This window comes from Microcystis sp. M_QC_C_20170808_M9Col, assembly GCF_007095495.1.
Lineage (GTDB): Bacteria > Cyanobacteriota > Cyanobacteriia > Cyanobacteriales > Microcystaceae > Microcystis > Microcystis aeruginosa.
In genome coordinates this window covers 1-20003 of the sequence record NZ_SFBZ01000323.1, presented here as the reverse complement: position 1 = coordinate 20003, position 20003 = coordinate 1, and the positions used below count along the sequence as shown (strand labels likewise).

Below are 20003 nucleotides of genomic sequence, written 5' to 3'. Positions count from 1 at the left end.
AGTCTGGAACGAACTCTAGAGATCATGTTAGTAAAACTTCTTAGGATCGATCGAGCTTGTCTAAATTCCTATTCCTAAGACCTATCCACAGGTTATCGTGCTGTTAGACGATGGTTACAACTCCTATTTCTCCTACCGCCAAGGTTTCTAAAGTCGAAGGTATCAAAGAACGCAGTAATTATCTACGAGAACCTTTGGCCAGTGAACTCCTCGAAGATACAACCCATTTTACCGATGCGGCGGTGCAGATCCTCAAGTTTCACGGTTCCTATCAACAGGATAATCGCGACAATAGAGCCAAAGGTCAAGAAAAAGACTATCAAATGATGTTGCGTACCCGCAGTCCGGGGGGTTTTATTCCCGCGCAACTATATCTTACCCTCGATAGTTTGTCCGATCGCTACGGTAACGGCACTTTACGGGTGACAACCCGCCAAGGCTTCCAATTGCACGGCATTTTAAAGAAAAATCTCAAAGCCACCCTCGGGGAAATTATCCGCAGTATGGGATCCACTTTAGCGGCCTGTGGTGATGTTAACCGCAATGTCACCGCACCGCCAGCCCCCTACAAAAATCGCCCCGAATACGGCTATGCTTGGGAATATGCCAATAATATCGCCGATTTGCTCACTCCCCAAACTGGAGCCTACTACGAAATTTGGCTCGATGGCGAAAAAGTTATCAGTGCAGAAGAAGCGCCAGAAGTCAAGGCTGCGAGACAAAAAGATACAAATGGGATTAACAAAAACGATCCCATCGAACCGATCTACGGTCAACATTATATGCCCCGTAAGTTCAAGATGGGTGTCACCGTGCCGGGAGACAACTCCATCGATATCTACACCAATGACATCGGTTTGGTGGTGATTACCGACGCAAACGGTCAATTACAGGGTTTTAACGTCCTTGCGGGGGGTGGACTGGGAAGAACCCACAATAAGGAGGAAACTTTCCCCAGAATGGCCGATCCGATCGGTTATGTGGACAAAGAAGAGGTGTACGATCTGGTAAAAGCGATCGTGGCAACCCAAAGGGATTACGGTGATCGCGGCGATCGTCGTCATGCGAGAATGAAATATATCCTCGAAGAATGGGGAGTAGAGAAATTCCGCAGCACTGTTGAGGGTTATTTCGGCCAAAAAATTGCCCCCTACCAACCCCTCCCCGATTGGGAATATCAAGACTTTTTGGGATGGAATGAACAGGGAGACGGAAAATTATTTTTTGGTCTTTCTGTGGAGAATGGCCGGGTCAAAAATGAAGGCAGTTTTCAGCTAAAAACCGCCTTAAAAGTGATTATCGAGCGTTTTCAGTTGCCCATGCGCTTGACGGCTAACCATAATATCATTCTCTACGAAATCGAACCCCAGGATCAACAAGCGATCGAGGCGATCCTGAAAGAACACGGAATTATCACCGATCCCGCCGAAATTGACCCTTTAACCCGTTATGCCATGGCCTGTCCCGCTTGGCCCACCTGTGGATTAGCGATTACTGAGTCGGAAAGAATTTTACCCCAGGTGATTGAACGCATTCGCGCCCTGCTTAATCGCTTAGGATTAAGCAAAGAGCAATTTGTCATCCGCATGACAGGATGTCCCAATGGCTGCGCGCGTCCCTATATGGCAGAATTAGGATTTGTGGGTAGCGCTCCCAATTCCTACCAACTCTGGTTAGGGGGAACAGCCGATCAAACTCGACTAGCGCGCCCCTATTTGGATAAAATGGCGATCGATGATCTAGAAAAGGTCTTAGAACCGATTTTCGTTTACTTCCAACAGGATCAACAAAATAACGAAACCTTCGGAGAATTCTGTCATCGAGTCAATTTCCCTGCTTTACAAGCATTTTCAGCCACCTACACACCTAAAATGACCGAAACTACTACCACTGAATCAAAACCCAAACGCGTGCGTAAAAATCAAAACCGTGTCAGCGTCCCCGATGATATGTTTGTCCGTCTCAAGGAAGCTTCGGAAACGGAAAAACGGCCGATGAATCAAATCATCAATGAGGCGCTAGAGGCCTATTTCAGCCAAAAATCCTAATCAGTTATCAGTGACCAGTTATCAGTGACCAGTTGTCAATTTAAGAGAATTAACTTTTGAGAGTTATCTGGGAAGATTACCAATAACTCTTAATTCTCGTATATATCCTCAGTCTATGCTTAAAAATGAATGAGGGAAGTCCAGTCATATCAATTTGTACCCCTCTGGTGGGAAATTATGACAATCTCACAAACTAAAACAAATCCTTGGCAAAAACGTTCCCGAAAGGATGTTAAAAAATTATCAGATAATGAAATTAATGAAAAATATGAACAAGGTGAACGAAGAATATTATTAGAAATGAATCGAGAAAAGTTGCCTAGTTTTGCTGAGTCTTTAAATAAACCTAACTATGTGAAAAAGCGTCCTTTCTATCAGAGACGGGATCGCTGGGACGCACAAAAACAATCGAGACTAATTGAATCTTTTTTGATGAATATTCCCGTACCTCCTCTGATTCTCTATGAAACTTCCTATAACTCCTATGAAGTAATGGATGGTCAACAAAGAATCACAGCAATTGAGAATTTTTATAATAACAAATTAAAATTAACAGGGTTAGATATCTGGCCTGAATTAGAAGGAAGAACCTATGAAAGTCTTCCTGCAAAAATCAAAGATGGTATCAATCGACGCGCCATTTCAACTATAGTTGTTATTACCGAGTCTCTATCGAATACAGAGGAAGCTTTATCTTTAAAACAACTGGTTTTTGAACGCCTCAATACAGGAGGTGTATCTTTGAGTCGCCAAGAAATAAGAAACTGTATTTACTCTGGGAAATTCAATGAACTTTTATTAAAGCTTTCTGAGAATACTATTTTTGCTAAAGCTTGGGATATTCCTATTGATGATAAAGAAGAACTTAAAGAAAATGGATTTTATAAAAAGATGGAAGATGTAGAATTAATCCTCCGTTTTTTTGCCCTGAGGGATATTGAGCAATATACTGGTAATTTATCTAAATATCTGGATAATTATATGATGAAAAAAAGTCTTAATTTTTCCGACGAGAATATCCAAGAGTTCGAGCAAGTATTTAACCAAACTATAGAGTTAGTATCTAACATTTATCAGGATCAGTTATTTAAGCCTTTCGATAGTAAAACCAAAACACATAAATCGAAAGCTTATAAAGTTTACTATGATGCAGTGATGATCAGTTTCAGCAACCATTTATCTGATTATCAAGAATTAATTACTAGAAAATCAGCGATAATTGATGAAACTATCAGCTTATTTACTCAAGATTCCCAGGGAATTACTCATCAAGATAAAAAATTAAAAAAAGGACTTTTCACCGGAGAAGGGGATACCAAAGATGATTTTAAAGCTCGTATTCAAATTTTTGATTCTCTGATTCAACGAGTTCTTAAGCAGAGTATTTGAGAATGTTTGAAGGACTTTTAAATAACCTAAAGGATGAGATAAAGACCATTCGATCAATAATTAATATCAGTGAAAAACTTAGAGAAATTATTGCGGATAATCCTTCACAACTCAACACAGAAGACTTAAAATATCTTCAAGCAAATGCTCCTTTAGGAGACAAGTGGCTAGTTAACGATCATTGTTCATCTATCACAAGGTTATATGCTCTTTACGAAAATTTTGTCGAAGATCTAGTGGGAGATTGGATTATTTTGCTGCCTCAATTATATAGTTGCTATCAAGATTTACCTGAATCTGTAAGAAATAAGCATCAGACTGGTTGTGCTACATTACTGGGCAATGAAAATAAAAGAAATCGCTTCGATTCTCTTTCAGAGAGGGACATTATCAAAAATTTATGGTTCTTCGTTACTTGGTTAATTGATTAGTTCGCTCTAGATCAAAAACAATTGACAAAAATCGCTAAATGCCTTTCTATATAAGTGTTCCATCCCTTATAACCCCCGTCCATTGCATAACAATTACCGAAGAGCCAAATTTATTTGATACTGAATACAAAAATACAACTAAATATAATCTCACATCAGCTGCTTTTTTGTTACATGAAGCTAATCTGAGAAAAGAGCAATTAACCAGACTTTTAGTCGATGCTGGCATATCTGCAACTGATTCTTGGCAATGGATAGAAAATCATAAAAAAGTTAAGAATTTTATTGACAATAATAGTAGGGGTAGTGTGGAAAATGAATTAAAGAATTTTATAGAACTTCGTAATAATTCTGCTCATGGTAAAGAAATAGATACCGTTCTTAATGCCAATGAGTTACTACAATTATGTGATTTTGTCGAAGCTATATGTCAAGCTATGAGTGAATTAGTTCTTTATTGCTTTGTTGATAGGAAGAAAAAGATAGGAAAGCTTCAAAAGATCGGTAAAGTTGTCAATTGGTATCAACAGCAACAAGCTTGCGCTATCAAAATATCAGATGAGCCACAGGAACCCAATAAAAGACTAGAAGTTGGTAAAAAAGTTTTTTTAGTCAGTGAAAATAAAAAAATATGTCAAAATGCTATTATTGAAAGTATTCAAATTAATAAAAATGGCAAAAATACCCCTCGCCGAAGAATTCCAATAAGAGAGATAAAAGATTCTGAAATACGCTTAAAATTTGACAAAGAAAGTCAAAAAGGATTAGAAGTTTATTTAGTTATTTCGGAATGATTGAAATGAATATAGCGTTTCTGGTAAATGTGAATTATAACCAGATTTGGCATCGTCTCCCCACCCCCCAACCCAAGGTGAGCGCATCTCAAACGCTATTAACAATTGAGATGGCAAATTCTCCTCAAATATGCCTGAATCGTGGGTAAGCAACTCACATAAAGTTCATTTTGTCAAGGATCCTTAAGATGCGCTTACCCTGAAGTAGCTATAAGCTCACAGCCATTTTTTATTTATCGGCCAACGGAATCAAGTGGCGAGCGATGTCCCATGACTTGCCAAGATGACAGAGCGTCTATAGCTATTTTTCGGGGTTGGAAAGGGGACGATACTGATAGCATTTTTCAAAAGTAATGGCAGATATGGTTAATTGCCCTCACCCCCACCCCCCCTGCCACCCCGATGTGGGGGGTTGGAGGGGCGCGAGAGGGGTGTAGAATGCCTGCCATGAATAAAGAAAAATGGGATAACCTCATCCCTAAACCTTATTCCCGATTCCATCCAGAAATACTGTTAGGAAGTGAAAATTTATGTCACAATGATTCTATAAGGGCGATTTTTTAGTGATCGCCGAGGCCGTCTATTAATCGAATCGATGTCTTTGAAGAACGTAGCCCCAAACCGGAAACCTGACTTTCCTTTCCCATTCTTGCCACTGCTAGCGGAATTTTTCTCCCTTTTGTGTTATCCGCGGGAATTTTTGAGCTATTGCTGAGATTGGCATTTTGTCACTTCCCGTTAGTTGAATTCAACAAAAGAAGCTGTTTAGGAGCAATTTATGTTACACCGCAAGATTTATCAATTCTGTATGGATGGTCAGGAAGTCTGCATTTTCTTGCGCGATCAGCAAAGATGGATTGATAATGCTCGTATTGTCGATCTAGAAAGCGATCTCGTCACCATTCGCTACGAAACAGAGGAAGAAGACGAAATTAGTTCTTGGGAAGAAATGGTGCGTTTAGAAAGTATCGGTGCGGTGAGCAGAAAACTGGCCTCGGTGTCGCGGACGAATCCTGATATTAATGTCTCGGAAGATTGTCCGGAAGCAGAACAACTTTATCCCCATTCTCCCGATAGCTTAGATTAGTTTTGTCGATTTAACTGACAGTGGCTAGAAGTCCCGCGGTTTTAACCATGGCCAAGGGACTTTTAGGGAATGGAAGGGAAGAGAGCCGGTCAGAATCACCACTTGTTGTAAAATTATCCTAAGTAGTCGTGCAAAATTAATTTCTTGGTTAGGATAGGCAAAAGGCAAGAAGTAGTTAGATATGTGTAATTGATTGTGTCTAGCTACTTAAAAGCCGCCAGATTTTCTCTATTATAAGCTGGAGGAGCAAAATGAATTCTAATCCCTACTTCGCTGCCCAGGATATCTATCAAAAATTTGTGGCAGTAGTAATAGTTTTAATTAGTTGTTGGTTAGTGACTTTTCCGGCCTGCGCCGGAGCCGCCCCTCTAGAAGTTAAAATTAGTCTAGGCTCCGGCCAAGGAGAATTAAAATTCTTTCCTAGTCAATTAGACTTTATTGCCGGACAAAAATACAAATTAATTCTCGATAATCCCAGTCCCACTAAACATTATTTTACCGCTAAAGACTTCGCCGATGCTAGTTGGACGCAGAAAGTTGAAGCGGGAAAAGTGGAGATTAAAGGGGCGATTCACGAACTAGAATTAAAACCTAATGCACAGGCAGAATGGGTAATAGTTCCTCTCAAAACCGGTAAGTATAAATTAATCTGTACTATTCCGGGTCATGCTGAAGCGGGAATGGTGGGGGAAATCGCCATTAATAACCCATGAATTTAAGAAAAATTGTCTCCTTTGCTTTCCTATTATTTATTCCCCTATCGGTGGTCGCTAGTCGTCTTAATTGGGGAGATCAAGCTATTTTTATCACTGCCGCTTTATCGATCATTCCCCTGTCAATTTGGTTAAGTACGGCCGTGGAAAGAGTTGCCGTAGTCACCGGGCCAACTTTGGGAGGATTAGTTAATGCTATCTTCGGCAATACTACCACTTTAGTTATTGCCTTAATTGCCCTAAAAAAAGGCTTGGTGGACATCGTACAAGCCAGTATTACCGGTAGTATTCTCAGCGACTTATTATTATTTATGGGCATGGGAATGCTCACGGGAGGAATTCGCTACAAAGAGCAGGAATTTAAACCGATTTTAGCGCGGGTAAATGGTTCTTCCATGACTTTAGCAGTAATAGCGATCGCTTTACCAACTTTGGTAATATATACTTCTAACGTGGTGGAAGTTGCCGATATTCTCAGTCTTTCCCTAGTCACCGCCACGGTTTTATTAATAGTTTACGGGTTAACTTTATTATTTTCCCTCAAAACCCATAGCTATCTCTACGAAGTGGGATTAAGTAATGAAAATACCCCTGACAATCAGGTTAGTGAGGAAGAAAAAGCTCAAGTCTGGATTTGGTTACTTGTGCTGCTTACTTCCACCGTAGCTGTAGCTTATGAGTCGGATTTATTTGTTGATGTAGTGGAATCGGTGATGGAAGGATTTAATCTCACTCCTCTCTTTATCGGGGTGATTTTCATTCCTTTAATTAGCGATGTTTCTGGAATAGTTACCGTCACTCAATTAGCCCTAAAAAATCAGATGGATTTAACGGTTTCCGTGGCTATGGGTGATAGTTTATTGGTGGCTTTATTCGTGGCACCTTTATTAGTTTTTATCGGTCAATTTTGGCAGCAGCCGATGGATTTAAATTTTAATCCCTTTAACGTGGTGGCTTTGATTGTAGCGGTGATTGTTACTAATTTAATCAGCTTTACTGGTCGTTCCAATTGGTTAGATGGAACCCTATTACTAGCCACCTATTTAATCTTGGCAGTAGCTTTTTATTACCATCCCGCCTAGCCAAAAAAGAGATTTAGGTATTTTCTGATATTTCTGTCTTAGAATGGATCGGTATCACCTTACTGCCGCAGGATTGCTGATGATGAAAAGAGGGTTTTGGTTTGTCGTCGGGTTAGTAGTAACGATAATTCTGCTTCCTTCCCTAGTTCTTTCTAATTCCATCGGTGAACAGGGAATTTATGCCGATCGCCTGCGGGCGGAACCCTATAATTTATTAGGGCGAAAAATTGCCATCGGTCAAGTGGAAATCGGCCGACCGGCTCAGTTCGGTTATGATAAAGTGGCAGCTTGGCGACCTCCCTATAAATTAGCCGGTGTTTTTTTTCGCGATCAAATTGCCAAACCCAACACCTATCTAGATAATCACGCCGCTATGGTGGCAACGGTGATGGTCAGTGATGATAAAAAAATCCCCGGAGTGGCCCCAAAAGCGAGATTATATTCGGGGGCGGTGGGTTCTTTGCGACGGGGCGGACAACCGGAAGAATGTCTGGCTAGTCAAAATATTGCCCGACAAAATAGCGGTGATGTGCGCGCCATTAACTTTAGTTTTGGGGAATCTTTGCAAAGAGATCAACGACAGGAACCAAAATTAGATGGTCAGGCTTTATTAACTCAATGTGTTGATTGGTCATCGCGAGTTGATGATGTTCTTTATGTAATTGCTGGTAATCAAGGTAAGGGAGGAATTCCCATTCCCACCGATCATTTTAACGGCATTACTACCGCCTATACAGCGAAAAGAGAAGGAAAATTTACTAAAGTTGATTTTGCTAATATTAGTGCTTTGCCGGTGGGTATTGGTCGCAGTTTAATTAAACGGGAAATTAATGATGGTTTGCGACGGTCGATTAATTTAGTTGCTCCTGGCAATAAAATAGAGCTTTATGACCTCAAAGGTAAATTAAATACTGTTAGTGGCACCAGTTTCGCCGCTCCTCATATTACGGCATCCGTGGCACTTTTACAAGAATACGGCGATCAACAAATTAATCAAAAAAATCCCCATTGGAGTCTCGATTCTCGTCATCATCAAGTGATGAAGGCAGTAATGCTTAATGCTGCCGATAAAATTAAAGATACGGGCGATGGGTTACGGTTAGGTATGAGACGGACAGTCTTAACTAAAGACCAAAAAACTTGGTTAGAGTCCGATGCTTATAAAGACCCGAAAATTCCTTTAGATATGCAGATGGGGACGGGACATCTTAACACTTTTCGCGCCTACCAACAGTTTAGTAATGGTCAATGGTCTGCCGCAGAATCTATTCCTGCCATTGGTTGGGATTACGCTACAGTTACCGCTAATAGTTATCAAGATTATCCCCTAGAGAAGCCCTTAAAAGCTAATAGTTTTGTTTCGATAACTTTGGCTTGGGATCGTTTGGTTGAACTAATCGATACTAACCGCAATAATCTCTATGATCTCGATGAAAGTTTCCGGGATCGCGGACTGAATAATTTAGATGTTTATCTTTTACCTGCCCAGGAGGATAATAATGCTAAATACACCTGTGCTTCCCTGAGTGATAGTGATAGTTTAGAGCATATTTTTTGTCCTGTACCCATCTCTGGAAACTATAAAATTCGCGTTCAATATCGTCAACAAGTTAACGAGAAAGAACAAGCTTTTGCTCTTGCTTGGTGGACGGTTCCCGAATAATAAAAATGATAGTAAGATAGTAAGTAGGGTTTGCTGAAAAAGTAGGGGCGAAGCATTCGGATAGAAAATCTACGGTTTCAGCGATAGGTTATGCCCGAATGCTTCGCCCCTACAGGACGCGAGCGCCGATCATAAACCAGATTCTCTCCCCCATGGCAACTCCTACAGAACCTTGATTTTTCTTTGGCACAGCTTCCAGCGGTTATTTAGAGGTTCTCCCGAATAATAGTCCCAATAAGCTTTTTATTATCCAGAGTAATGCTAAGGTTGCAATGGTCAACACAGCCCATCTTGGTAATACATTTAGTAGATAGGCTATTACTCCAAATCCAATAATAAAAAGAAGCAATGATTTCAAAGCAGAGATGAGGGGAGAGGCTTGTGTTTTATAGCTGCTTGGACTACTTCTTTGGGACAGGAAATAGTATATATTCAGAATTTGTTTGAGAAGCTGATAAGATTGAAGTCTAAGCAGTCGTTTACCAGTCTTACTAGATTCTATGATATCACTCAAAATTATCGCTGACCGAGTGCCTAAACTTTTGAGAATATTAGAAGGTATATCTTTCGCTATTGTTTCTGAACCAACTCCATATTCACCCAGGAAGTATTCTTTTTCTTTCCCTTTTAAATCTTCTAGGAAACGTTGAGCAAGTTCTGCAGCAGCTAAGGGAGTTACTGCTTTGTCAAAATAGCCACCAACATATTTGTAGTTTGGCTCAGGAGTTGAGTAAATTTTTTGTTGATTCCATTCCAATTGTTCAGAAATTGCGTCTTTGAATACATTCCCTAAATTTTCCTTAAGAATAGCACTATGTCCTAAACTGACAAGCTTATTTAAGAAGTCTTCTAATTCTTCTTTGGCAAGGGTTGTATTAGGTTGAGCAAGTTTAATTAAGTCTTGAATTAGCCCATCTTTTTCTGTTTGTGTTTCCGTGGGAAAAGATTCATTAGCGATTTTTGTCAATTGTTTTTGAGCTAGAGCGAACTAATCAATTAAGTCTCTTGCCAGATAAGGATTTAGTCGATTTATGCCCCCCTATCGAACCATACCAAGTAACGAAGAACCAGATTCATCAACAAGTCGCTTGACGTATTCTTGAATTTTCTCTTCCTGAGTTCCTGGGAACTGTTCTAGTTTAATTTGGCGACTTACAACTCCGGAGAAGGCTTTTAAGGATTCTGAAGTTAACAACCCATCAACAATACGGTTGACTCCATCTAACCGTCCCCAAAGTATATCATTAGAACGCCAAGATTTCTTAAAAAAGCCTCCAAAAGCACGAAATTGATCTCCAGCTAATTTTTCTTCAAGTCCCTTATCTTTGCCAAATCCTTTATCAGCATCATTGGGAGAAATACGAACAAGTTTAATTAGACTCTTGTTTTGGACATCGGACAAATATTGATAGGGATATATTACTTGATCAATTAGCTGAAATTTCTCAAATTTGCCAATTGCTGGTTCTACATTCTCCGATTGTTCAGTTAACAACTTCGCCGAAGCTTGTTCTATTTTTTCTAAGATGGTTTCACCTTTGGTTATAGTTAATGCTTCCCAATCTTGATCTAGAGCTACATCTTTAACCTTCTTCCGTAAATTGTCCCCGATAGAATGGATTTTGTCAAAATTTAGCTCTTTGAGATTTTCTACGGTGACATCGGCTAAATCTTGACTATCTAAGATAAGACGCAACAACGTTAATAGATAATCATAGATTTTTTTGCGCTTCAAATTTACAGATTCTTGATTATTGTCCTCTTCCTCTTCTGTGATGAGTTGATAAAATTTTTGGCGAACAGGTTCGGATTTTATCACTTCTTTGACAAACCGATCAATCACTTTGAGCAGCTCTAGCAGCCAAGTGATTTTATTGGCTAAATTTTTCAACTCTGTATATTTGGTAATATCATCTGTATCTTTAGTAATAGCATCAGATATCAGAGGGGAAATTTGGGACAAGAGAAAGTTATGTTTTCTAATAGCATATTGAATATCTAGATTTTCAACATCTTGAGCTAGGGAGTTTAAAGTTTCCTCTCGCTTTTTAATTTCTCCAGAATCACTAATAAATTCGGTCAATAAACTGGCACTTTTTTCTAATAGTTCTTCCTGTTTTTGTTCTTTTCCCAAAAAATATTGATTGTCAAAAATTACGGAGAGAACAATATCTCTTAAACTGACTAAACGACACCTCCAATAACGATTTTTGGCTTCTGTTGTTTGTTCAGATACTTCTTCATCAACACTCTTTAATAACAAATTATAGCTACGAATTTTGTTGTTAATATCTTTGATTTGTTGCAGGTCTTTGCCAATACTTTGATACCTGGGTAAACTGATTAGAGAACCTGTGATGACTTCCCAAACAGTAGGTTGCTCCATTTTTTTGAATTTGGGACTGTCAACAAAGCTTTCTGGATTGGGATCGAGATAAAATAATTGACGATTGACAGGACGATCTGCTGTACGATAATAAATGGCTTCAGTGGTATAACTAAAAGGACGATTATCTAGAACTCCCCCATCAACAAAATAGATTTTATATCCCTCTTTTGGAGGTTCTTGCGGAAGGATACGATTTCTCAGAAGTTTTCCCCATTCTTGTAGTTTGTTATCTACCTTATTATCAGACTTAATTGCGACAGGTACTACGGGAAAAGCCAGGGGAAAACAAGAGGTGATTCGACAGAGTTTAGCTAAGGCTTGTTGAGTATCTTTATCTGTCGTAGAAAAAGGATCTCCAAAATCTTGATCTTCTCGATATTTAAGCTGAAAAACGCAACGATTATCTTTGATTTCGATGACTTTTCCAGTGTTGTCAAAGGTTTTATAGATTCTTCCTAAAACATCAGTGCCAGTGATAAACAAATCTAATTCGTTAAACTCTGAATACCATTCTCCATCAGGAGCAGATTGTTGGTTATTTCCAGCTTTTTCAAAAGCTTTAAAAAGTTCTTCCTGATAGTATCCCTCGCCGTTTAAAAGAGAGTTGACATTGGTCTGATTATTTTCTTTTTTGATCGGACGCAGTAATTTATTTATATCTCCACTTTCTCGCCAAATATCTCCAAATTCCTTAAAGTCAACTACAATTTTTTCGTAGCTATTAGCAACTGCATAGCTCAAGAGAACTCCATTAATTCCTCCCGCTGAAGTTCCCGATACAATATCAACAACAATATCTGAATCTGTCAGTGCTTTAATTAATTTATAAATTCCCCGACCCCTTGTTGCGTTATAAAATTCTCGACAAACACCATTCATATAAACTGCTAGAGAAACCCCACCATAAAGCACTAATCCTAAGCGAGTTTCCTTACGAAAATCTGGTTTTTTCAAGCAAGTGGCTGACGAAGATTGTGTGTTTTGACCAGGTGTTGCAGTCATAGCAAGTCTCCACGGTTATTTGGCGTTCTAAAAGAGACAGATACATAATTGATTAGTTCGCTCTAGATAAAAAACAATTGACAAAAATAGCTAAATGCCTTTCTATATAAGGGTTCCATCCCTTATAACTCCCCTCCATTGCATAACACAAACCGAAGAGCCCAGATACAGTTGGGAGTCGTTTGTGGCGGTTTTTGCGATCAGGGTTGGGACGCTCTACCACATTTCCCAATATAAAAGGATACACACCACCCCGCCACAAACGTTGTATCCTACACTATATTTTAATAAATCTTTACATTTATCCTGGTATTTGAGGTTGCCGGAAAACAGAAGTCAGAAGTTAGATTAGAACCATTAAACCCAGCTAAAGCGATGCAGTGGGAAAAAGCGAAAAACTACATTGCCAATCACGTTATTGACTGGTAAAAATCCCCAGATATGGGAATCGTTGCTATTATTACGATTATCTCCCATGACAAATAATTCACCAGAAGGAACCTGAATTAACGGCAAATTGTAGCGCGGTGCTTCTGAAAGAAATACTCTTTGATTGGTATAATTTAAATACCGAACAGCCTCTGAGAGACACCTCGTTTTCTTTTCGGGATAACATCGTCAGAGATTCCCCAATAATTTGATGCTTGAGACATATTATATAGCAATAAGTCTTCGGGCATTTTTTCTAAAATAACTCGGTTGAGATTAGCGGTATTGATATTCATTGCTCCCATCACAGAAGAGCCAAGTTCTTTCGATAATAGCGGAATAACCGCGTTACCAATCTCACGAAAACCATGCCATATTGTGCGGTGAAACTGAAACCAATCGGGGAATGTATGTAATCTGGCGGCTTCTCGTACAGTAATACAACGAGGAATAGAATAGTGAATGGGTCTAGGAGCAGTATAGGCCCCTTTGTCACTATTAGTTCCGGCCCGGAGAGTATTACATAAACCAGTGGGAGAAAGCTTTAAAAAGCGACTTTTTGGTTCCACTGTACCCGGTTCGGTTACGATAAATCTATCAATTGATCTTTGGGTATGAACTGAGCCTATATGTCCATAGATTTTTGTATCTACTGTTCTTTGATGGCAAAGTTTAAAAATATCTTTTGGCTGCACTGAATATTTTTTCCTCTTACCACTATAATCTAATTTTGATGCAGGTATGCCTAAATCAGTATCGATAAAGGCAGGTATTAATTCTAAATCTGAAATCGCATCATAGACGCTGGTAAAAGCTGATTTTTTGGCTGAGTTTAAATCGACGGTCTTTGTCAAAGGATATTTAGCCATCGGCACGTCTTTTCGACTACCAATTAAGATTAATCTTCTGCGCTTTTGTGGTGCGCCATATTCACTGGCATCAAGGATTTTAATTGGCTGATTAATTGTATAGCCAATAGCTTCAAATTCAGAGATTAACTCCTCTAAAAATTGTTTATGTTTACCCGTAGCCATGCCGGGGACATTTTCAAAGATAAAATACTTGGGTTTAATTTCTGCTACAATCCGCAGATATTCAAATACAAGAGAATTTCTAGGATCATCTATTTGTCGTTTACCAATCAGTGAAAAACCTTGGCAGGGGGGACCGCCGGCAATTAAACTAACATCGGTGGCATAGCCTTTTAGTTTTAATAATTCCCATATTTCTCTACTTGTTACTTTGGCTATATCCCGGCAAATAGTTTGACAATAGGGAAAGTTAAAATGATGAACCAAGGAATGGACTGCATCAAACTCCACCGCTACAGCAATATCAAATCCCGCCGCTTCTAGACCAAGGGACATCCCACCGCAGCCAGCAAATAAATCGATCGCAATTGGTCTATGTTTCACCTTGATGATTAGCTCTCTATTGTCTGCCTTTCATTATACTGTAAGTAGGGAGGCACAATTATTGGTAGGATGGGTTAGCGGTAGCGTAAACTATGCGGGTGTTGGGTTTCATGCTTCAACCCAACCTACGTTCTGCCTTTCATTATACTATATTTCTGATATAGTTAACACTTTAAGTTTTATTAAGAGTGCAATTACTTGAGCAAGTTAGTAATCAATTGATCGACTTTCTCTAATTCTTGAATAATTTGTTTAACTCTTTCTAATTCGTCGGCAGGGTTAGGCGTTTTTTTCGTTTTTATTGCCGAAGAATGAGCGATTTCACCGCGTTATTCTCCAAAAGTATCCATATTTAGTAACCAAACTTTATCTAAGTCATCACTATCGATGCCGATTGGTAAGAGTAATTTTAATAGGTTAGTTTCCTTAATCCCATGATTTTGATCGATAACTGATTTAAAACATCTAATCGCTATGTCAATTTTTTTAGTTATTTTTAGTTTATCTTCAGGCAGATTTTTGTTACCTTTAAGAGGAGTAAGGGTGTCGGGAGGAGCTGCCATTTCTTGACCAGAAAAAGCGATTACACATAACAAAACTCGACCAGCTTTCTTTTGATTATCCCAGATATTTTTTGCTGTCAGTACGGTATGCCAAACTCGATCTTCAAGATAAGATTCAATCTCAGCATGAGCAAAAACTCGATAGGCAAAAGTTAAAGCTAATTGTCTTTCAGAATATTCATTTATCTCGCTAAATTTACGAGGTAGGAATTGTTTTTTTAGTCGATTCAATTCTTTGGTTAGTTGTCTAAATCTTAGAGATTTCGGCATAGTAAAAAAACTAACTATCTTAACCCCTTAAAAATAATACGATTGTCTTCCATCTGAGGAATATTGAAGTTAATATCTAATACTTTTGATAAAGCTTGACCCCATAAATGAAAACGATTGTAAGTTGCTCTAATACTTTTAGTAGTTTTTTCTACTGAGTTCCTAAATTCATTGTCAGGGTTAGATAATAATTCTTTAAAAGCATTTTCTATCTGTTCTTTGTTTTTCTCGGCAGCTGCTCTAATTAGATCATCGCAAAAGTAAAAAACCATCACATCTAAAATTGCTCGATTGAACTGACTTCGATAAGTTGCCGATTCAGGCAGCCAGAGACGGGAAAAGTTTTTCTCTCCAAAAATATTAATTGTTGTTTGGACAGCTTTTTCAAATTGATCAACAACATTGATAATTTCATCTGAGCGTTTTTCCCATTCTTGATTGAAATTTTGACAGGTTTTATCTAGAAGCATCTGAACATCACCGCGATAATCGGATAAATAATAATGAAAAGCTACATAACGCAATAGTATATCAGTGTCGCGCATCCGGAAATCGGGATAGGAAGATTTAAATATTTTCTTTAATGCTTGACTTTCGATCGCTCGATCATCTAAAAAATTAATAAAACCTCCTGGGTGTAATGCTTGTCTTAATTCCTGTGGAGACAAAGGGGTATTTTCCTGATTGAGACGCAGAAAAATTTTATGGAGGAAACTCTCCGTTTTCCAATTACGGATAACAATCGTGCGGATAGTTTGATTATCCAGTTGGTCTAAGATATCATTCAAATTGAAGTCATTTTTTAGATCCTGATATTGGCAGCCATTGAGATTATCTAGAAATTCTAAATCTTTTAAAGTAAAACTATTATTAGGTGTGGCACTGTCACCATAAAACTGTAAAATTGTTAGTAGGCGTTGTTTGCCATCAAGAACGATAAATTTACCTTTTTCCTTATTATTAGTAGCTAAGACAATCAGTGGGACTGGAAACCCTAGAATTAGGGATTCAATAAATCGACTTTTACGAGTAATATTCCAAGCATCTCGTCTTTGAAAGCGCGGATTAAGTTGAATATTTTCTCGAATTAATTGATCGCGGATCGTTGCGGTAGTCCAATCACTTCCAGCAACAACAGTCTCGGAGATTTCTTTGAGTTGTAGCTTTTTTTGGTTTGCTGATTCTCCTGCAATATCTTCTTCTTCTTCCGCAAAATCCACCGCTTCTATTTCTTCTAAAATCTCTAACTGTGTCATGGTAGTAATTAATCTCCTCAATTGTCTATTCTGCAAAAATCCCGCCCCAATATTTGGACGGGACTAATAATCAATCAATAATTCAATACTACTCCCATTCTATAGTTCCGGGGGGCTTAGAAGTAATATCATAAACCACGCGGTTAACTCCCTTAACTTCATTGACAATACGATTAGAAATTGTCTCCAATAAATCATAGGGAACCCGGGACCAATCGGCAGTCATTCCGTCTTCACTGCTGACTAAACGTAGGACAATAGGATAAGCGTAGGTGCGTTGATCTCCCATCACTCCCACACTGCGGACAGGCAATAAAACCGCGAAAGCTTGCCAGAAATCGTGATACATTCCCTGCTTATTAATCTCGTCGCGCACTACCCAATCTGCATCGCGCAAAATATTTAATTTATCTGCGGTGACTTCCCCTAAAATGCGAATTGCTAAACCGGGGCCGGGGAAAGGTTGACGACGAACAATTTCTTCCGGAAGACCGATTGATCGACCTAATTTTCTCACCTCATCCTTAAATAATTTTCGCAGGGGTTCGACTAATTTAAACCGGAGATTTTTCGGCAGTCCACCAACGTTATGATGACTTTTAATTTTAACCGCTACTCTTTCCCCGGTTTTGGGATCCACATTACTATCGGCCGATTCAATCACATCGGGATATAAAGTTCCTTGGGCCAGATAATCAAAGGGTCCCAAACGATTCGATTCTTCTTCAAACACCTGAATAAATTCATGGCCGATACGACGGCGCTTTTCCTCGGGATCCGTGACACCGGCCACTTGCGCTAAAAATCGCTTTCTAGCGTTGACATACTCGACTCTAATATGGAATTGCTCGTTAAATATCTGCATTAATCGTTCTGGTTCACCCTTACGCATGAATCCCTGATCGATAAACATACAGGTTAGTTGATCACCGATCGCTCGATGCAAGAGGAATGCTAAGGTAGAGGAGTCCACACCGCCGGATAAAGCCAATAAAACTCGCTTATCGCCCACTTTTGCCCTAATTTCTCGGATCGATTCCTCGACAAAAGCTTCCGTGGTCCAAGTGGGTTCGCATTTGCAGATATGATAGACGAAATTGCGAATTAAGGCGATTCCTCCCACAGAATGGACAACTTCCGGGTGAAACTGCACTCCAAAGAGTTTTTTCTTGTGATCGGCAATGGCCGCACAATCGGTATTATCGGTATGAGCGAGAATTTCAAAACCCGCGGGCAATTCCACGCAGGAATCCCCGTGACTCATCCAAGCGGTGGAACCGTCCTCGACATTGGTTAATAAATCGGTAGGATCGTTGATAAATAGGGATGCTTTGCCGTATTCGGCCCGTTTTGCCCGTTCTACCCTGCCCCCTAACTGCTGTACCATCAATTGCATCCCGTAGCAAACTCCGAGGACGGGTACACCTAAATTCCAAATTTCGGGATCACAGTGGGGCGCTCCAGGATCATAGACGGAATTGGGACCGCCCGAAAGAATTATTCCTTTCGGGTTGATTTGGGCCAATTGTTCGGCGCTGGTACGATAGGAGAGAACTTCGGAGTAAACGTTCGTTTCCCGGATTCTGCGGGCGATTAATTCAGAATACTGGGAGCCAAAGTCAAGAATGATGATTATTTGACGATTAAGGCTATTAGTGAAGGACTCTGAGGGCAAAGTCTCTTGGGGGGTGGGAAGGGGGGTTTGAGTTGTCACTGCGATCAAAAAAAGAAACTGGCAGGAAAAGGTTAAAGATTTGTGAACTAAATCGGCTATTGTTCTGAAAATAAGCTAGAATGGTGTGGCCTTATTAGTTTCATTTTTTAAGACTAAATAGGGCTTGCTGAATAAATGTGAAATGTAGGCAAAGTAAGGGTTTTGGGGCTTTACGAGCGAAACAGGTGCAAGATTTTGAGAGAATCGTCGTTCAAAACCTTGCGTCTTCATCGGCCCGCGTCCTGTAGGGGCGAAGCATTCGGGCAATAACCTATCGGTGAAACCGTAGATTTTCTATCCGAATGCTTCGCCCGTACTTTTTCAGCAAGCCCTAAATATTCCCACGATCATAGCACGGTCACTAGGGGGTAACTTGTAGATTCTGCAAAAATTTAAGGCCATTTTCGCTTTTGCTGATCAAAGAACGAGAGCGATCGAATAAAATACAACCGACCCCAAGATGACCGTTACTGTGGTTATAAACGTATTCTTGGCAACGGCGATCAATCGTATTAGCCATTTCTCCATAGATGCGTTCCACCCAATTATCTCCCGTTTGCCGGTCTAATTGACGCAGATATTCCAGACCGTTTTCGCTGGTGCTACTGTCAAAAATTTGCTGGAGATGGGGGGTAGCTAAACCCATTTTAGCGGCGTAGGCGGTAAGAATTTCCCGACGACCATCGGCGAGATGATGGTGAGTCTGAAAGATTCCCCCGGCAAGTTTAATTAATTTACCGTGATAACCAAACAAAAGAATTTCAGAGATTCCCTGTAATTGTGCCTCTAATAACATCGGCCCGATCCAATTGGCTGTTTTTACCAAAATATCAGGATTAATGCCCATTTGAGGGGCTAAATCTAAGCCATTTTCCCCGATACAAAACACCAAGCGATCGAAACGAAGAGATAAAATTTTTAATTGCTCGCGAAAGATTTCTAACTGTCCGGGGGCGCTGAGAGGTTGGGAAATGCCGGTGGTACCCAACAAAGATAATCCCTCTACCACCCCAAAAGCGGCGTTAGAAGTCCTTGTGGCCAGTTTTTTGCCTTCTGGAAGGATAATCGTCACTTTGAGGCTTTCTTGGGGCAGTAACAGGGGTCTGAGGTTTTCTTGCAGGAGACGCTGGGCATAACTATAGATAGCTGATTTTCCGCTATTATCAACCTGTAGGCCGATTCCTTCGCCGCCTTGAATCTCTATCTCTTGATTACCCGTCTTTCTTTCTACTAACGCCCATATAGGGGTATTTCTAGTTAAATCCAAATTGTCCCCCGGATCGCTGCGGGTGATGGCTAGGGCAGCATCGGGGTTCAGTCGGGCAACTTGTTCGATGGCAATAGTAACGGCTTCTGGCGGTTCTAAAAGATTAAAAGTAACGGAATTTAGCTCATTTTCGCCGTGGAGATGCTGGAGAGATGCGATCGCACTGGCACAGGCAAAAACCGGTAAAGTGTAACCTGAACGGGGTAGAGAGATAGACATGAATAGGGTCCATAACCAATCAAATTAGCGTGATCTGATTTTGACTCTCCCCCGCTAACCGCTCGCGCGGTGTAGCGGGGGATTCTTGGTTCATAGGCTCTTGACTAGATCAAACAGGTTTAACTGAACGACCCCCGTCAAATCGCCTCCGCAAGCGTTTTCTAACACGGTCAGTCCGACCGCGTTTTTTCCTCGGTTCTCGATTACCTTTGCTGATGCCGTATCTCTTGGTTCGATGTGACCGCAAGAATCACACCGGTGAACTCTTTCCG

General features: G+C 40.0%; 14 protein-coding genes and 3 pseudogenes. 8 read left to right on the top strand and 9 right to left on the bottom strand.

Annotation, left to right across the window (positions count from 1 at the left end):
• Positions 1 to 110 precede the first annotated feature (110 nt).
• The 8 genes from sir to EWV68_RS20570 all read left to right on the top strand — a co-directional run bounded on the left by sir (position 111) and on the right by EWV68_RS20570 (position 9207).
• On the top strand, positions 111 to 2048 hold the full coding sequence (gene sir / locus EWV68_RS20605) for a sulfite reductase, ferredoxin dependent (protein ID WP_012265056.1): 1938 nt from the start codon (positions 111 to 113) through the stop codon (positions 2046 to 2048).
• A gap of 129 nt (positions 2049 to 2177) precedes the next feature.
• Complete coding sequence (locus EWV68_RS20600) at positions 2178 to 3437, top strand: DUF262 domain-containing protein (protein ID WP_353737372.1); 1260 nt, start codon at positions 2178 to 2180, stop codon at positions 3435 to 3437.
• Between the two features lie 2 nt (positions 3438 to 3439).
• On the top strand, positions 3440 to 3868 hold the full coding sequence (locus EWV68_RS20595) for an MAE_28990/MAE_18760 family HEPN-like nuclease (protein WP_287170887.1): 429 nt from the start codon (positions 3440 to 3442) through the stop codon (positions 3866 to 3868).
• Positions 3869 to 3906: 38 nt separating this feature from the next.
• Positions 3907 to 4662, top strand: a complete 756-nt coding sequence (locus EWV68_RS20590; protein ID WP_287170886.1) for a HEPN domain-containing protein — start codon at positions 3907 to 3909, stop codon at positions 4660 to 4662.
• A gap of 778 nt (positions 4663 to 5440) precedes the next feature.
• The gene (locus tag EWV68_RS20585; protein ID WP_002757875.1) at positions 5441 to 5749 is read left to right on the top strand and encodes a DUF6679 family protein; all 309 of its coding nucleotides are present in this window, start codon (positions 5441 to 5443) and stop codon (positions 5747 to 5749) included.
• A gap of 251 nt (positions 5750 to 6000) precedes the next feature.
• Entirely contained in the window at positions 6001 to 6462 is a 462-nt protein-coding gene (locus EWV68_RS20580; protein ID WP_061432631.1) for a cupredoxin domain-containing protein, read from the top strand.
• Positions 6459 to 7544, top strand: coding sequence for a calcium/proton exchanger (gene cax / locus EWV68_RS20575; RefSeq protein WP_012265049.1), 1086 nt, complete (start codon positions 6459 to 6461; stop codon positions 7542 to 7544). The genes EWV68_RS20580 and cax overlap by 4 nt, the downstream gene beginning before the upstream one ends.
• A gap of 43 nt (positions 7545 to 7587) precedes the next feature.
• The gene (locus EWV68_RS20570; RefSeq protein WP_287170884.1) at positions 7588 to 9207 is read left to right on the top strand and encodes a S8 family serine peptidase; all 1620 of its coding nucleotides are present in this window, start codon (positions 7588 to 7590) and stop codon (positions 9205 to 9207) included.
• Between the two features lie 202 nt (positions 9208 to 9409).
• Here EWV68_RS20570 and EWV68_RS20565 read toward each other — a convergent pair whose 3' ends face one another.
• From EWV68_RS20565 to EWV68_RS20525, 9 genes and pseudogenes are all read right to left on the bottom strand, one after another.
• The gene (locus EWV68_RS20565) at positions 9410 to 10174 is read right to left on the bottom strand and encodes a hypothetical protein (protein WP_287170883.1); all 765 of its coding nucleotides are present in this window, start codon (positions 10172 to 10174) and stop codon (positions 9410 to 9412) included.
• A gap of 72 nt (positions 10175 to 10246) precedes the next feature.
• Positions 10247 to 12598 carry a patatin-like protein gene (locus tag EWV68_RS20560; RefSeq protein ID WP_287170882.1) on the bottom strand — a complete coding sequence of 784 codons (2352 nt, stop codon included), beginning with the start codon at positions 12596 to 12598 and terminating at the stop codon, positions 10247 to 10249.
• A gap of 357 nt (positions 12599 to 12955) precedes the next feature.
• Positions 12956 to 13186, bottom strand: a pseudogene (lepB, locus tag EWV68_RS20555) (signal peptidase I); the annotation flags it as partial.
• Positions 13162 to 14442, bottom strand: a complete 1281-nt coding sequence (locus EWV68_RS20550) for a DNA cytosine methyltransferase (RefSeq protein WP_061432628.1) — start codon at positions 14440 to 14442, stop codon at positions 13162 to 13164. The gene EWV68_RS20550 and the pseudogene lepB, both read right to left, overlap by 25 nt.
• Before the next feature lie 194 nt (positions 14443 to 14636).
• A pseudogene (locus tag EWV68_RS20545) lies at positions 14637 to 15275 on the bottom strand (HEPN domain-containing protein).
• A gap of 14 nt (positions 15276 to 15289) precedes the next feature.
• Positions 15290 to 16531, bottom strand: a complete 1242-nt coding sequence (locus tag EWV68_RS20540) for a DUF262 domain-containing protein (RefSeq protein WP_287170880.1) — start codon at positions 16529 to 16531, stop codon at positions 15290 to 15292.
• Positions 16532 to 16619: 88 nt separating this feature from the next.
• Positions 16620 to 18245: a glutamine-hydrolyzing GMP synthase gene (gene guaA, locus EWV68_RS20535; RefSeq protein ID WP_043998919.1), complete on the bottom strand. Its 1626-nt coding sequence runs from the start codon at positions 18243 to 18245 to the stop codon at positions 16620 to 16622.
• 361 nt (positions 18246 to 18606) lie between these two features.
• The gene (cbiD, locus tag EWV68_RS20530) at positions 18607 to 19731 is read right to left on the bottom strand and encodes a cobalt-precorrin-5B (C(1))-methyltransferase CbiD (RefSeq protein ID WP_287170879.1); all 1125 of its coding nucleotides are present in this window, start codon (positions 19729 to 19731) and stop codon (positions 18607 to 18609) included.
• Between the two features lie 90 nt (positions 19732 to 19821).
• Positions 19822 to 20003 (bottom strand): annotated as a pseudogene (locus EWV68_RS20525) (RNA-guided endonuclease InsQ/TnpB family protein); the annotation flags it as partial.